Raw genomic sequence first — 13,698 nt, 5'->3', positions numbered from 1 at the left:
GCCGTGGTGCTGTTCTCGGCGGTCCTGCCGCCCGCCGACGTGGTGGCGACCCTGGTCGGCGTGATCGGCGGCCTGCCGGAGCTGGACGGGGTGCGCTGGAGCTCACCGGACAACTGGCACGTCACCCTGGGTTTCTACGGCGAGGAGGACCCCGCGGAGCGGGCCGGGTGGCTGCGCCCGCGGCTGGCGGGAATGCCGGCGCCGCGGATCTGGTTGGAAGGTGCGGGCACGTTCACCCGGGTCCTCTACCTCGGGGTGTACGGCGAGGGGATCACCGAACTCGGCCTCGCCGCCGGAGCCGGTGACGAGGGCCGCCCCTACCTGCCGCACCTGACGCTGGCGCGCACGCGCGAGCGGGTGCCGCCGGAGCTGGCGCGGCGGCTGTCCGGCTACCGCAGCCGGATGTGGACGGCCGCGGAGGCGGTGCTCATGCGGTCGCAGCGGACCGCCGAGGGTGTCCGGTATGCGGTGGTCGAGCGGTTCCCGCTGTCCCAGCAGGCCAGGTAGGGCACACCCTGATACGCTGAACCACCGGGTCCGGCTGCAGTCCGTGGCGGCCGCGACCGACTACCCGCGTTCAGCGGGCCTCACGGCACAGAACAACACAGAGGAGAGAACTCAGTGGCGCTGTCCACCGACGAGAAGAAGTCGATTCTGACCGAGTACGGTCTGCACGAGTCCGACACCGGGTCCCCGGAGGCCCAGGTCGCGCTGCTCACCAAGCGGATCATCGGTCTCACCGAGCATCTCAAGGTGCACAAGCACGACCACCACTCCCGTCGCGGCCTGTTGCTGCTGGTCGGCCGTCGTCGCCGGCTGCTCAACTACGTGATGAAGGTGGACATCGAACGCTACCGGTCGCTGATCCAGCGACTCGGCTTGCGCCGATGACGTGATCGACAGGGGGAGTGACCACGGTCGCTCCCCCTCGGTCCATAACGAGGAAAGAAAGAGGAAGGGCAGGCGCTCGAGGGCAAGGACGCCGGTCCTCGGTAGTGGCTTACGGGAGAGTCCCGTTGGCTTCGATCGAAGACCGGCTCGTTCCTCGGACGACGCCCCGCACGGGCGGGGCGCACTGCTGCCCGAACGAACGAGGAGTCAATTACACATGACCGAAGCAAGCGGACCCGTCGTGCACGAGGCCGAGGCCGTCATCGACAACGGCAGGTTCGGAACTCGCACGATCCGCTTCGAGACGGGCAGGCTCGCCCGGCAGGCCGCCGGCGCCGTCGTGGCCTACCTGGACGAAGAGACCATGCTGCTGTCGGCGACCACCGCCTCCAAGCAGCCGAAGGAGCACTTCGACTTCTTCCCGCTGACGGTGGACGTCGAGGAGCGGATGTACGCCGCGGGCCGGATCCCGGGCGCGTTCTTCCGCCGCGAGGGCCGTCCCTCCACCGACGCGATCCTGACCTGCCGCCTGATCGACCGGCCGCTGCGCCCGTCGTTCGCCGACGGCCTGCGCAACGAGATCCAGATCGTCGTCACGGTGCAGAGCCTGCACCCCGAGGACCCCTACGACGTGCTGGCGATCAACGCCGCGTCGGCCTCGACCCAGATCGGCGGCCTGCCGTTCTCCGGCCCGATCGGCGGCGTGCGCGTCGCCCTGATCGAGGGCCAGTGGGTGGCGTTCCCGACCTGGACGCAGCTGGAGCAGGCGACCTTCAACATGGTCGTCGCCGGCCGTGTCGTGGGTGACGACGTCGCGATCATGATGGTCGAGGCCGAGGGCACCGAGAACACGCTCGACCTGATCGCGGGGGGCGCCCCGGCGCCGACCGAGCAGGCCGTGGCCGAGGGTCTGGCCGCCGCCAAGCCGTTCATCCGGGTGCTGTGCGAGGCGCAGCAGAAGCTCGCCGACGCGGCCGCCAAGCCGACCGGTGACTTCCCGGTGTTCCCGGCCTACCAGCCCGACGCCTACGACGCGGTCGCCGCGATCGCGACGGAGGACCTGGCCAAGGCGCTGACCATCGCCGGCAAGCAGGAGCGCGAGAACGCCACCGACGAGGTCAAGGCCGCGGTGCTGGCCAAGGTCGGCCTCGGCGAGGGCGAGGCGTTCGAGGGCCGTGACAAGGAGATCGGCGCCGCGTTCCGCTCGCTGACCAAGAAGCTGATCCGTCAGCGCATCCTGCGCGACGAGGTCCGCATCGACGGTCGCGGCCTGACCGACATCCGCCAGCTGGCGGCCGAGGTCGCGATCATCCCGCGGGCGCACGGTTCGGCGCTGTTCGAGCGCGGCGAGACCCAGATCCTGGGTGTCACCACGCTGAACATGCTGCGCATGGAGCAGCAGATCGACTCGCTGTCGCCGGAGACGACGAAGCGGTACCTGCACCACTACAACTTCCCGCCGTTCTCCACCGGCGAGACCGGCCGCGTGGGCTCGCCCAAGCGGCGCGAGATCGGCCACGGCATGCTGGCCGAGCGCGCGCTGGTGCCGGTGCTGCCGAAGCGGGACGAGTTCCCCTACGCCATCCGGCAGGTGTCGGAGGCGCTGGGCTCCAACGGGTCCACCTCGATGGGCTCGGTCTGCGCGTCCACGATGTCGCTGCTCAACGCCGGCGTGCCGCTCAAGGCGCCGGTCGCGGGCATCGCGATGGGCCTGGTGTCCGACGAGGTCGACGGCGAGACGCGGTACGTCGCGCTGACCGACATCCTCGGCGCCGAGGACGCCTTCGGTGACATGGACTTCAAGGTCGCCGGCACCCGGGACTTCATCACCGCGCTGCAGCTGGACACCAAGCTCGACGGCATCCCCTCCGACGTCCTGGCTGGTGCGCTGAACCAGGCCAAGGACGCCCGGCTGACCATCCTCGAGGTGCTGGCCGAGGCCATCGACACCCCGGACGAGATGAGCCCGTACGCCCCGCGCGTCACGAGCGTGAAGATCCCGGTCGACAAGATCGGCGAGGTCATCGGGCCGAAGGGCAAGATGATCAACTCGATCACCGAGGAGACCGGCGCCGACATCTCGATCGAGGACGACGGCACGATCTACGTGGGTGCGGCCGACGGCCCGTCCGCGGAGGCCGCGATCAGCAAGATCAACGCCATCGCGAACCCGCAGCTGCCGAAGGTGGGCGAGCGCTTCCTGGGCACCGTGGTGAAGACGGCCGCGTTCGGCGCGTTCGTCTCGCTGCTGCCGGGCAAGGACGGCCTGATCCACATCTCGAAGCTGGGCAACGGCAAGCGCATCGCCAAGGTCGAGGACGTGGTCAACGTGGGCGACAAGCTCCGCGTCGAGATCGCCGACATCGACAACCGCGGCAAGATCAGCCTGGTTCTCGTCAAGGACGAGGAAGAGGGCGAGAAGAAGGCCGAGGACGCTCCCGCCGAGGGCGCCGAGGCCGACGCCAAGTAGGACTGGAGCGGTAGCCGGGAAACGGCCCGTCCCCGGGCGGGGCGGGCCGTTTTCCGTGTTCCCGCCACGGATGTTGGGATTCCATGGCGCGACAGATTGCCGGGCACGAGCAGGCCGCGGGCACCACCCGCACGCTCGAGACCGGGGCGAACGGCCAGGTCGTCAAACGCACGGTGCTGCCGGGCGGGCTGCGGGTGGTCACCGAGCACGTGCCGGGGGTGCGGTCGGCGACGGTGGGACTGTGGGTCGGGGTCGGCTCGCGGGACGAGCCGCCGAAGGTCGCCGGCGCGGCGCACTACCTGGAGCACCTGCTGTTCAAGGGCACCACCAACCGGTCGGCGAAGCAGATCGCCGAGGAGATCGACGCGGTCGGCGGTGAGCTGAACGCGTTCACCGCCAAGGAGCACACCTGCTACTACGCGCAGGTGCTCGACGAGGACCTGCCGCTGGCGATGGACCTGGTCACCGACGTGGTGTTCGAGGCGCTCTGCGCGGAGTCCGATGTGGACACCGAACGCAGCGTGGTGCTCGAGGAGATCGCCATGCGCGACGACGATCCCGAGGACCTGCTGCACGACACGTTCGTCACCACCGTGCTGGGCTCGCACCCGCTGGGGCGACCGGTGCTGGGCACGACGGAGTCGATCACCGGGATGTCGGCGAGCGGGCTGCGCGGGTTCTACCGGCGCCGCTACACGCTGCCGAAGATGGTGCTCGCGGTGGCGGGCAACGTCGAGCACGCGCAGGTGCTCCGCCTGGCGCGCAAGGCGTTGCGCGGCCGTCTGTCCGGTTCGGACACACCGGTGCCGCCGCGGACGGGCCGGGCGCGGGTGGCCGCGGACCGGCGGCTGGTGCTGCACAGCGACGACACCGAGCAGGCGCACGTCATGCTCGGCATGAAGGCCCTGTCGCGGCACGACGAGCGCCGGTACGCGCTGTCGGTGCTCAACGCCGCGCTCGGCGGCGGGATGAGCTCACGGCTGTTCCAGGAGGTGCGCGAGCAGCGCGGCCTGGCCTACCAGGTGTACTCGTCGGTGGCGACCTACGCCGACACCGGCCATTTCTCCGTCTACGCCGGGTGCCAGCCGGAGCGGCTGGGCGAGGTGTCGGCGGTGCTGCGGGACGTGCTCGGGCAGGTCGGCAAGGACGGGTTCACCGACGCCGAGGTGGCGCGCGCCAAGGGGCAGCTGCGCGGCGGGATCGTGCTGGGCCTGGAGGACACCGCGTCGCGGATGTCGCGCATCGGCAAGCAGGAGCTCAACTACGGCGTGCACCTCACGGTCGACGAGTCGGTGGCGCGCATCGCCGCGGTGACCACCGAGGAGGTGTGTGAGCTGGCCCGCACCCTGTTCGGGACGCCGGGAGGGGTCACCGCCGCCGCGGTGGTCGGGCCGTACGCTGCCGAGCAGGACCTACCGGAAGATCTGCACGAGGTGATCGCGAAATGAACCCCCGCGGCGAGGACAACCCGATCCGGGTCGGCGTGCTGGGCGCCCAGGGACGGATGGGGGCGCAGGTGGTCAAGGCCGTCGGCGGCGCGCCCGACATGACGGTCGTGGCGACCGTGGACGCGGGCGACGACCTGAGCGCGGTGATCGTCGCCGGCGCGGAGGTGGTCGTCGACTTCACCCACCCGGACGCGGTGATGGGCAACCTGGAGTTCGCCGTCGCCCACGGGCTGCACGCCGTGGTGGGCACCACCGGGTTCACCGAGGAGCGGCTGGAGTCGGTCCGGTCGTGGCTGGCGGGCAAGCCGGAGGTCGGGGTGCTGATCGCGCCGAACTTCGCGCTCGGCGCGGTGCTCGCGATGCGGTTCGCGCAGCAGGCGGCCCGGTTCTACGAATCGGTCGAGGTCATCGAGCTGCACCACAACCGCAAGGCCGACGCCCCGTCCGGCACCGCGGCGCACACCGCGCGGCTGATCTCGCAGGCCCGCCGCGAGGCCGGGCTGAAGCCGGGCGCGGACGCGACGACGAGCGAGCTGGACGGCGCCCGGGGCGCGCGGGTGGAGGACGTGCACGTGCACTCGGTGCGGCTGCCCGGGCTGGTCGCGCACGAGGAGATCCTGTTCGGCCAGGAGGGTGAGACGCTCACCATCCGGCACGACTCGATGGACCGGACCTCGTTCATGCCGGGCGTGCTGCTCGGGGTGCGGGAGGTGCTGGGCCGTCCGGGCCTGACCGTCGGTCTCGAGAACGTGCTCGACCTGTGAGGACCCGCAACGTCGCCCTGGTGCTGACCGCCGCGCTGGTGGTCTACCTGGTGCTGCTCGGGGCGCGGGGCGTGGAGCTGATCGCGACCGGCACCGGGGTGGGGATCGCGCTCGGTGTGGGTGTGCTGGTGCTGCCGCTGCTCGGGTTGTGGATGGTGATCGCGACCTGGCGGTCCGGGACGCGGATCCAGCGCCTGGCGCGGCGGCTGGAGTCCGAGGGCGGGCTGCCGGACGTGGCGGACCTGCCGCGCCGCCCGTCGGGCCGGGTGGACCGCGCCGCGGCGGACGCGTGGTTCGAGGAGCGCCGGGCGGAGCTGGAGCAGCACCCCGAGGACTGGCGGTACTGGTACCGGCTGGCGCACGCGTACGACATCGCGGGCGACCGGCGCCGCGCCCGCGCCACGATGCGCAAGGCACTGGACCTGGAGGCGCGCGAGTCCGCCCGATGAGCACGCGGATTGCCGATGGTTGCGGAAGAGCAGCCGCCACGACCACCGGGCGGCAGCCGACCCCGGCGACGGCCACCGTGCCGTGGTCGACGATCGCAGGTGTCGGCCTCGTCCAGGTGGTGCGTCGTCCGGAGCACCGTGCCGCCCTCGCGGAATTCCGTGGTCCACCAGGTCCGTACCCACTGGGCGACGACGTCCACGGTGTGCATCGTGCCGGCCACCCCCGGCTGCGACACTGCTCGGGTGGATGAGGAACTCCTGGTCGCGGGTTATCTGTCCGTTCCGCGCGCCGCGCGGGAGGGGTGGCCCTCGGCGTGGCTGCCGGAGCCGTTCATCAGCGTGAGCGAGTGCCTCACCGGTGCCCGGCAGGACCCGGCTCCTGCCGCACGAGCAGCGCCCCGGGGTCCGCGTCTGCCGGTCCCATCCCGAAGCCGGTCCGGGCCTCCTCGACGAGCGCCGCGGCGTCGGGGCGGCTGAAGCCGAGCGCTATCAGGTGCCCGTCGAACTTCGCAGCCGCGCCGAGGCCTCCTCGGTGCTGGCGTGGATCCTGGGCCTGCCACCGGACGAGGCGCCGAAGCCGGCGCACTGGACCGTGGCCGCCATCGCCGAACTGGGTCACTCCCGCCGCTGACGGCCTGTCACCTCGCCGAGGGCGTCCGCCGACCGGCTGACGAACTCCGCGAACGGTCCCGGCTCGAACGGGGCCGCGGCCTCCAGCCGCGCGACCGCCTCCGGTGGCAGCGTCACGTCCAGCGCGGCCACGCTCTCCGCGACCCGGTCCGCCGTCCGGAACCCGATCAGCGGGTGCACCACGGCCGACCGCGCCCGCGACCACGCGATCGCCACCTGGGCCGGCGTCACCCCCAGCTCGTCCGCCACCGCGCGCACCGCCGCGGCCACCCGCTGCTGGCTCGCCGACGGCGAAGCGACCCGGCCCGAACCCGTCAGCGCGCCGTGCTCCAGCACGCCCCACGCGGCAACGCTCAGCCCCAGCTGCTCGGCCATCGGCAGCACATCCCGTTCGATGTCGCGGTTCAGCAGGCTGTAGGGCACCTGCACGCCCGCGAACGGCGTCCACCCGCGCCACTCCGCCAGCACGTCCGCCCGGCTGACGACCCACGCCGGCGTGTCGGACACCCCGAGGTAGCGGACCTTCCCGGCCCGGACCAGGTCGTCGAGCGCGCGCAGCGTCTCGGCCACCGGCGTGTGCGGGTCCCACGTGTGCACCCACAGGATGTCGACGTAGTCCGTGCGCAGGCGCCGCAGGCTGCGCTCCAGCGAAGCGATCAGGTTCTTGCGGTGGCTGCCCCCGGAGTTCGGGTCGTGCGGGTCGCGCGGGAGCGTGTACTTGGTCGCCAGCACGAAGCGGTCCCGGTCGGTGAGCACCTCGCCGAGGACGCTCTCGCTCTCCGCGTACGCCGACGCCGTGTCGATCACGTTGCCCCCGGCCGCGGCGTAGGCCTTGATCACGCGCCGCGCCTCGTCCGGCTCCTGCAGCGCCATCGCGCCGAGGAACATCTCCGCGACCCGCAGGCCGGTGCGCCCGAACAACCGGTATCTCATGGTGCCTGCCCTGCTCAGTGGTGGAACCAGCCGGCGAACACGGCCGGGCACGCGGCCAGCGCGCTGTACCGGATGAACCGCCCGGCCAGGCCGGCCGTGAGGAACGTCGACATCCGCATGTCGGCCAGACCGGCCAGCACCGTCGTCGCCATGAAGGGCGGCAGGCCGATCAGCGAACTGACCCCGTAGGTGCCCGTCATCCAGTGCGGGTGCCGGTGGCAGCGCTCGCGCAGCGCCTCGACCTTGCCGCGCAGCCACTTGGTCCGCCGGTGCCACCGGTCGCGGCGGCGGCTGGGCGGGCGCACCCGGTGCAGGCGGTCGTGCAGGAACCGCGGCAGCCTGATCGACCCGCGCGCAGCCAGGTAGTAGAACAGCTTGCCGGCGATCTGGCCGATCGAGACGGCCGCGCCGATCAGCAGCCAGTGCAGCCCCGGCTCGCTGGCCACGAGCCCCAGCACGAACACCTCGACGCTGATCACGGGCACGATCGCCGACCCGAAGGCAACGCCGAGCGTCACCCAGAACCAGGCGAACATCCGCGCCTCCTGACGGGGCTTCGGGGCGGGCGAGGCCTCCGCGGAGAGCGGAGGATCACACGGACGGGGTCACAAGAAGATATCAGCCCGGAGTGTGATCTCCGTGGGGTCGGGGACACTTTCCGCCGCTTTCCGACTACCGGCTGCTCACCTTCCCGTCACCCGGTTCTGCCACCGTGGCGCCGTGCCACAGGACATCCGGGTGACGCGCTCGCCCGTGGAAAGGTTCGCCTCGCTCTGCGCGACGGTCGTCCGCTACCTCCCGCTGGGGCTGAACACGCTGGTCCCGCCCAGTTTCGTGGGTTTCGCGCTGATCAACGGGTTCACCTTCGGCGTCGACCTGCTGCTGCTCACCCTGGGGCACGGCGTGGCCGGGCTGCCGCTGCCGGTCGCGATCACGGTCGCCTACGTGTGCGCCTTCGCCCTGAGCTTCGTGCTCAACCGCGTGTTCAACTTCCGCTCGCACGCCCCGGTCGGGCGCCAGGCCGTGCGCTACGCCGTCGCGGTGGCGGTCAACTACTTCGCGTTCATCCTCGGCGCCGGGGCCGGCCTGGCCGCGCTGGGCGTGCAGTACCACCTGGCGCGCCTCGTCGCCGGCGCGTGCGAGGCGGTGTTCCTCTACAGCGTCCTTCGCTGGATCGTGTTCATCGACCGCCGCCGCGGTTAGCACAAGGGGGACCCGCTCGTAACATCGATCACGCCGACAACGAAGATAGGCGCTGCGGCGTCTGTTCCGTGAGATCACGCGTGGCCGGGACTGGGAGAACGAGTGAAAGCTGTCATCGACACGATGAGGTACGGCAGTACCGCCGAGCGGGTACGCCTGGGCTTGGAACTCCTGCTGGCCGTGGGCCTGTTCGCCGCGCTCGCCTACTACGCGCAGGGCATCCGGAAGTGGCCCACCGACGTCGACATCTACCGGCTGGGCGCGGACACGTTCCTCAAGGGCCACTCGATCTACACGGAACTGCCGGTCTCGAGCATCGGCGGCGCGCTGCCCTACACCTACCCGCCGTTCTCCGCGGTGCTGTTCACCCCGCTGGCGATCATCCCGCCGCCGATCGGCTACCCGCTGCTGACCGGCGCGACCTGCCTGGCGCTGTTCCCGATCATCCTGGCCTACCGCAACTCCTCGCCGGAGCTGCGCGGGCTGCTGAACAAGACGTGGATGGTCGTGGCGGCCGCGATCGTGATGGTGGTCGCGCACCCGGTCGCGAACACGATCTTTTGGGGCCAGATCAACGTCCTGCTGATGATGCTCGTCGCGGTCGACATCCTGTGGCCGAACCCGCGCTGGCCACGGGGCGCGCTGATCGGCATCGCGGCGGCGGTCAAGCTCACCCCGGCCGGGTTCTGCCTGATCTTCCTGCTGCGCAAGGACTTCCGCGCGGTGGTCACCGCGTTCGTCAGCTTCCTGGTGATGACGGCGATCGCGTTCGTGCTGATGCCCGGCGACTCGTGGACGTACTGGACCGACCGCGTCTTCCACGCCACCGGCATGAACATCGGCCCGATCCACGCGAACGAGTCGATCACCGCGACGTTCGAGAAGTTCCACCTGACCGGCACCACGCTGTCGGTGGTCGGCGGGCTCGGGGTGCTCGTGGTCGTCGTGATGACGTTCCTGGGCACCGCCCGCGCGTTGCGGGACGACAACCTCGCGCTGGCGCTGGGCGTCAACGCCGCCGGTGTGCTGCTGATCTCGCCGATCTCCTGGTCGCACCACTGGATCCTGGCCCTGCCGACCGCGGCGCTGGTGCTCGTGATGGGCGTGCAGCGGAACAACAAGTGGCTCATCGTGTCCGGCTGGGGCGCCGTGGTGATCATGTGGCTCGCGCCGCACTACTGGGTGCCGCTGGAGTGGGAGAACTGGAGCTTCGCGCAGCAGGTCGCGGGCAGCAGCTACCAGATCGTGGCCGTGGTGTTCCTGGTCGTGATGTCGGTGCTGTGGTTCCGCGGGCGGGGCAAGCCCGCGCCGTCCACGGACCTGGACTTCGAGCTGAGCCGGGAGCTGACGAAGCCGGCGTTCACGCCGGCCCGCGCCGGCGACGAGGCCTGAGCGTCCGAGATTCCGCAGCGTCGGCGACAGCATCCGCTGGGACACGCCCGGGATGCGCTGCTGCAGCTCGGTGAAGCGCGTCCCGGATCCGCACGTCGCAGTGAAGATCGCCTGCTGGATCGCGGCCGCGCCGCTGGGGTGTTCGCGGGCGGGACGAAGATCGCGCAGAGCCGGAGCAGCTGGCGCCGATGACGGGCTGGGCCGGCACCGTCCCGATCTGGGTGGTGCGGGCATCGGCGCGGTGGAGATCCTCGGCGTGCTCGGGCTGGTCCGGCCGCCGCTGACCGGGGTGGCGCCGGCCGGCCGGCGTCGCCGCGTGGCCGGCGACGGTCTGGTGACCTACTCGACGAGCTGGATGTCCAGCGCTCCGGTGAGGCGGAGTTCGCGCAGGCGGCGCTCGCCGGTGTCGAGGGTGCGGACGGTGCCATCGGGGTGCCAGCCGGCGCGGCGGTAGAAGCCGAGGGTGGCGGCGTCGGACTCCGCGGCCCAGGTGATGCCGCGGCCCGCGCCCAGCTCGCGCAGCCCGGCGGCGGCCGCGTCCAGCAGGCGGCCGCCGTGGCCGCGCCGGGACCAGCGCGGCTCCACCAGCAGCGTCCCGATCAAGCCGGTGCGGTCGGCGTCGGCGGGCACGTTCCCCGCGGCGTCGGCCACGTCCTCGCGCGGCGCGGGGCCGGCGACGCAGAACCCGACCGTGAACCCGCCTTCGACGGCGAGGTGGATCCGCGAGCCGGGGTGGCCGATCGCCTCCGCCCAGCGCGCCTCGATGCCGGGGGAGCCGAGCTCGGCGAGGGCCTGCTCGCTGAGGACGCCCTGGTAGGCCGTCCGCCAGGTGACGCGCTGGATCCGGGCGATCTCCGCGGCGTCGGCTTCGACGGCTTCGCGGACCGACACGGTGCTCATGCCGGGAACCTACCGGTTTTGTCGGTGGGTGCTGGCACCATGAGCACCACGATGGAGACGATGAGTGTGGCGGCCGCCCGGCGGGCGGCGCTGGCGGCCCAGGGCTTCGCCGACCCGCGGCCCGGTACCGAGCCGACCCGGCGGCACCTGAAGCGCGTGCTGTCGCGGTTGCAGCTGATCCAGCTGGACTCGGTGAACGTCGCGGTGCGGGCGCACTACGCGCCCCTGTTCGCGCGGCTGGGCGCCTACGACCCGGCGCTGATCGACGACGCCGCCTGGACGCACAGCAGCCGCAAGCCGCGGATGCTGGTCGAGACGTGGGCGCACGAGGCCAGCCTCATCCCGGTCGAGGACTGGCCGCTGCTGCGGTCCGGGGCCAAGCGGCCCGGGTGGTGGCGCCACTACCAGCGCCTCGCCGACCGGTCGCCGTCCCTGGTGGAGGACGTGCTGGCGGTGGTGAAGGAGCTCGGCCCGATCGGGGCGGGCGGTATCGAGCGCGAGCTGGAGGGCGAGTCGACGCGCCGGCCCGGGTCGTGGTGGGAGCGGTCCGAGGTCAAGAAGATCTGCGAGCTGCTGTTCGGGCTGGGCCAGCTGACCACCGGCACGCGGCGCGGGTTCGAGCGGCTGTACGACCTGACCGAGCGCGTGGTGCCGGCCGAGATCCTGGCGCGGCGGGTCTCGCCCGAGCAGGGAGCGCGCGAGCTGATCTCCCGCGCGGCGACGGCGCTGGGGGTGGCGACGGAGCCGGACCTGCGGGACTACTACCGGCTGGGCCCGGAGACGAGCCGCCAGGCGGTGGCCGGGCTGGTCGAGGAGGGGGTGCTGGAGCAGGTCGAGGTGCGCGGCTGGCGCGGGCCGACCTACCGGCTGGCCGGGGCGCGGATGCCGCGGAAGGTGGTGGGCCGGGCGCTGCTGTGCCCGTTCGACCCGCTGATCTGGGAGCGGGCCCGCACCGAGCGGCTGTTCGGGTTCCGGTACCGCATCGAGATCTACGTGCCCGAGCCCAAGCGGGTGTACGGCTACTACGTCTTCCCGTTCCTGCTCGACGGCGAGCTGGTCGCGCGGGTCGATCTGAAGGCCGATCGGGAGGCCGGGGTGCTGCGGGTGCCGGGCGCGTTCGCCGAACCGGGAGCCGACGTGCCGCGGGTGGCGGCCGAGCTGGCGGAGGAGCTGCGGCTGATGGCGTCGTGGCTGGGGCTGAACGGTTTCGTGGTGGGGGAGCGGGGTGATCTGGCGCCGGTGTTGCGGCGGGCGTGAGAGGGGATCGAGCAGCAGCATGACGAGATCACCCCGGCCATCCGCCGGCTTCGCCGAGGTGATCGGTGCTGCACGCCCTGGACACGCCACCCGCTCAGTCCACACGCAAACGGGGTGGTGTGACACGCCCCCATGCCACACCACCCCTCCACCCCCACGGCGGCCCGCGGGCCGCCTTCTCCGGTGGTCTACTGCGCCGCGCGGGTGATCATCGCCGTGCCGGAGCCGGTGCGTGCCCGCACGTTCAGCGGGATCTCGCCGTCGGGCCGGTTCAGCGCCACGTCCAGCTCGCTGGACACCTTGCCCGCGCTCGCGGTGAGGTCGACCTCCGCGGCGACCCCCGGGCGGACGCCGATGCGGATGTCGCCGGAGCCGGTCACCAGCTCCAGGTTCCCGCTCGCCGCCTCGGCGACCGACAGGTCACCGCTGCCGCTGCGGGCCAGCACCGAGCCGGACACGGTGCCCAGCCACACGTCGGCGGTGCCGGTGGCCAGCGTCGCCGACCCGGACAGCGACGCCACCTCCACGTCACCGCTGCCGGTGCGCAGGTGCAGCCCCGCCAGCGTCGGCCCCAGCCGGATCGCGCCGGAGCCGCTGCGCACCGTCGCCGCGCCCTCGGACCGGTCCAGCCTGATCTCACCCGCCCCGGTGGACACGTCCACCCGCCCGGCGGACCCGCTCACCGTCACGTTCGCCGAGCCGGCCCGCACCTCCACCGCCGAGCCGGCCGGCGCGATCACCGTGACCGCGAGCGGGATGTTCCGCAGCGGCAACGCCTTCGGTGCGTGCACGGTCAGCCGGTTGCCGGTCTGCTCCAGCCGCGTCTGCTGCACGGCGTCCGCGGGGGTGCCGTTGAGGTCGGTGCCCAGCTGGTCGCCGAACCGCTCGCTCACCCAGCTCAGCAGGCTGGAAATCCCTTGCGTCCACGGCTGTTCCGCGTCCGGGTCGTGCCGGATCTCCACCGTCGCCTCGGGTTCCTCGGCGTCCAGCTTCACCTCGACCCTGCCCAGCGTGACGGCGATGTCCAGCTCCAGCGGCCCCGGCAGGGGGAACGTCTGCGTGCGCACGAGCTCCGGATCGGTCATGACTATCCCTTCACCCAGCCGTGCAGGTGCGACTCGGACTGCGAGCCGGCCTGCTTCTCGGCGTGGAACGCCTGCGAACCGTGCAGCGCGCCCTGCACGGCCTGCGAGATGAACGTGTTCAGCGAGACGCCCTGCGACGAGGCGGCGTGCTCGGCCTGTTCCTTGAGCTTCTCCACCAGGCGCAACGTCATCCGGGAGATGTCGCCGCCCTCCACCAGGGGCGGCGACATCTCCCGGATGACGTTGCGCCTGGTGGAGAAGCTCAAGGAACAGGCC

Annotated in this window: 15 protein-coding genes and 1 pseudogene; 10 read left to right on the top strand and 6 right to left on the bottom strand. The window is 71.9% G+C overall.

Features of this window, described 5'->3' with window-relative positions; translation table 11 throughout:
• The first annotated feature begins 3 nt into the window (after nucleotides 1–3).
• From thpR to D0D15_RS36100, 7 genes are all read left to right on the top strand, one after another.
• Complete coding sequence (thpR, locus tag D0D15_RS27740; RefSeq protein WP_115944865.1) at nucleotides 4–507, top strand: RNA 2',3'-cyclic phosphodiesterase; 504 nt, start codon at nucleotides 4–6, stop codon at nucleotides 505–507.
• 114 nt (nucleotides 508–621) lie between these two features.
• Nucleotides 622–891, top strand: a complete 270-nt coding sequence (gene rpsO, locus D0D15_RS27735; RefSeq protein ID WP_017981770.1) for a 30S ribosomal protein S15 — start codon at nucleotides 622–624, stop codon at nucleotides 889–891.
• Nucleotides 892–1,108: 217 nt separating this feature from the next.
• Nucleotides 1,109–3,361 (top strand): polyribonucleotide nucleotidyltransferase, encoded by a 2,253-nt coding sequence (locus D0D15_RS27730; protein WP_094005860.1) that lies wholly within the window; start codon nucleotides 1,109–1,111, stop codon nucleotides 3,359–3,361.
• Nucleotides 3,362–3,444: 83 nt separating this feature from the next.
• Nucleotides 3,445–4,809 carry a M16 family metallopeptidase gene (locus D0D15_RS27725; protein WP_094005861.1) on the top strand — a complete coding sequence of 455 codons (1,365 nt, stop codon included), beginning with the start codon at nucleotides 3,445–3,447 and terminating at the stop codon, nucleotides 4,807–4,809.
• A complete protein-coding gene (gene dapB / locus D0D15_RS27720; protein ID WP_115944864.1) occupies nucleotides 4,806–5,573 on the top strand; it encodes a 4-hydroxy-tetrahydrodipicolinate reductase in 768 nt (255 codons plus the stop codon). Before D0D15_RS27725 ends, dapB begins: the two co-directional genes overlap by 4 nt.
• On the top strand, nucleotides 5,570–6,022 hold the full coding sequence (locus D0D15_RS27715) for a tetratricopeptide repeat protein (protein WP_094005863.1): 453 nt from the start codon (nucleotides 5,570–5,572) through the stop codon (nucleotides 6,020–6,022). Before dapB ends, D0D15_RS27715 begins: the two co-directional genes overlap by 4 nt.
• 358 nt (nucleotides 6,023–6,380) lie before the next feature.
• A complete protein-coding gene (locus D0D15_RS36100; RefSeq protein ID WP_158224437.1) occupies nucleotides 6,381–6,653 on the top strand; it encodes a hypothetical protein in 273 nt (90 codons plus the stop codon).
• Here the strand turns inward: D0D15_RS36100 and D0D15_RS27705 are convergent.
• Nucleotides 6,638–7,585 (bottom strand): aldo/keto reductase, encoded by a 948-nt coding sequence (locus D0D15_RS27705; RefSeq protein ID WP_094005865.1) that lies wholly within the window; start codon nucleotides 7,583–7,585, stop codon nucleotides 6,638–6,640. The two genes, D0D15_RS36100 and D0D15_RS27705, sit on opposite strands and share 16 nt — an antisense overlap.
• Nucleotides 7,586–7,599: 14 nt before the next feature.
• A complete protein-coding gene (locus D0D15_RS27700) occupies nucleotides 7,600–8,121 on the bottom strand; it encodes a YqaA family protein (protein ID WP_094005866.1) in 522 nt (173 codons plus the stop codon).
• A 184-nt stretch (nucleotides 8,122–8,305) separates the two neighbouring features.
• Here D0D15_RS27700 and D0D15_RS27695 point away from each other — a divergent pair, with 184 nt between their 5' ends.
• The gene (locus D0D15_RS27695; RefSeq protein ID WP_233157293.1) at nucleotides 8,306–8,788 is read left to right on the top strand and encodes a GtrA family protein; all 483 of its coding nucleotides are present in this window, start codon (nucleotides 8,306–8,308) and stop codon (nucleotides 8,786–8,788) included.
• A 123-nt stretch (nucleotides 8,789–8,911) separates the two neighbouring features.
• Nucleotides 8,912–10,180 carry a glycosyltransferase family 87 protein gene (locus tag D0D15_RS27690; protein ID WP_244214991.1) on the top strand — a complete coding sequence of 423 codons (1,269 nt, stop codon included), beginning with the start codon at nucleotides 8,912–8,914 and terminating at the stop codon, nucleotides 10,178–10,180.
• 33 nt (nucleotides 10,181–10,213) lie between these two features.
• On the opposite strand, the pseudogene D0D15_RS37935 reads toward D0D15_RS27690, so the two are convergent.
• Both D0D15_RS37935 and D0D15_RS27680 read right to left on the bottom strand, forming a co-directional pair.
• A pseudogene (locus D0D15_RS37935) lies at nucleotides 10,214–10,414 on the bottom strand (hypothetical protein); the annotation flags it as partial.
• Nucleotides 10,415–10,519: 105 nt separating this feature from the next.
• Nucleotides 10,520–11,080: a GNAT family N-acetyltransferase gene (locus D0D15_RS27680; protein WP_094005869.1), complete on the bottom strand. Its 561-nt coding sequence runs from the start codon at nucleotides 11,078–11,080 to the stop codon at nucleotides 10,520–10,522.
• Between the two features lie 39 nt (nucleotides 11,081–11,119).
• Between D0D15_RS27680 and D0D15_RS27675 the strand changes: the two genes are divergently transcribed.
• Nucleotides 11,120–12,337 carry a winged helix-turn-helix domain-containing protein gene (locus D0D15_RS27675; protein ID WP_162830673.1) on the top strand — a complete coding sequence of 406 codons (1,218 nt, stop codon included), beginning with the start codon at nucleotides 11,120–11,122 and terminating at the stop codon, nucleotides 12,335–12,337.
• Between the two features lie 188 nt (nucleotides 12,338–12,525).
• Here D0D15_RS27675 and D0D15_RS27670 read toward each other — a convergent pair whose 3' ends face one another.
• Nucleotides 12,526–13,422: a DUF4097 family beta strand repeat-containing protein gene (locus D0D15_RS27670; RefSeq protein WP_094005870.1), complete on the bottom strand. Its 897-nt coding sequence runs from the start codon at nucleotides 13,420–13,422 to the stop codon at nucleotides 12,526–12,528.
• Between the two features lie 2 nt (nucleotides 13,423–13,424).
• A partial coding sequence (locus D0D15_RS27665) for a toxin-antitoxin system HicB family antitoxin (protein WP_115944861.1) occupies nucleotides 13,425–13,698 on the bottom strand: 274 nt, incomplete at its 5' end.

Source organism: Amycolatopsis thermalba (genome assembly GCF_003385215.1).
Lineage (GTDB): Bacteria > Actinomycetota > Actinomycetes > Mycobacteriales > Pseudonocardiaceae > Amycolatopsis_E > Amycolatopsis_E thermalba.
This window is presented reverse-complemented; position numbering and strand designations above follow the sequence as displayed.

Bases quoted from the DNA above. Each gene is read 5' to 3' on its own strand.
- D0D15_RS27730 (WP_094005860.1), top strand. From the start codon at position 1,109: ATGACCGAAGCAAGCGGACCCGTCGTGCACGAGGCCGAGGCCGTCATC.
- D0D15_RS27725 (WP_094005861.1), top strand. From the start codon at position 3,445: ATGGCGCGACAGATTGCCGGGCACGAGCAGGCCGCGGGCACCACCCGC.
- dapB (WP_115944864.1), top strand. From the start codon at position 4,806: ATGAACCCCCGCGGCGAGGACAACCCGATCCGGGTCGGCGTGCTGGGC.
- D0D15_RS27705 (WP_094005865.1), bottom strand. From the start codon at position 7,585: ATGAGATACCGGTTGTTCGGGCGCACCGGCCTGCGGGTCGCGGAGATG.
- D0D15_RS27700 (WP_094005866.1), bottom strand. From the start codon at position 8,121: ATGTTCGCCTGGTTCTGGGTGACGCTCGGCGTTGCCTTCGGGTCGGCG.
- D0D15_RS27690 (WP_244214991.1), top strand. From the start codon at position 8,912: ATGAGGTACGGCAGTACCGCCGAGCGGGTACGCCTGGGCTTGGAACTC.
- D0D15_RS27680 (WP_094005869.1), bottom strand. From the start codon at position 11,080: ATGAGCACCGTGTCGGTCCGCGAAGCCGTCGAAGCCGACGCCGCGGAG.
- D0D15_RS27675 (WP_162830673.1), top strand. From the start codon at position 11,120: ATGAGCACCACGATGGAGACGATGAGTGTGGCGGCCGCCCGGCGGGCG.
- D0D15_RS27670 (WP_094005870.1), bottom strand. From the start codon at position 13,422: ATGACCGATCCGGAGCTCGTGCGCACGCAGACGTTCCCCCTGCCGGGG.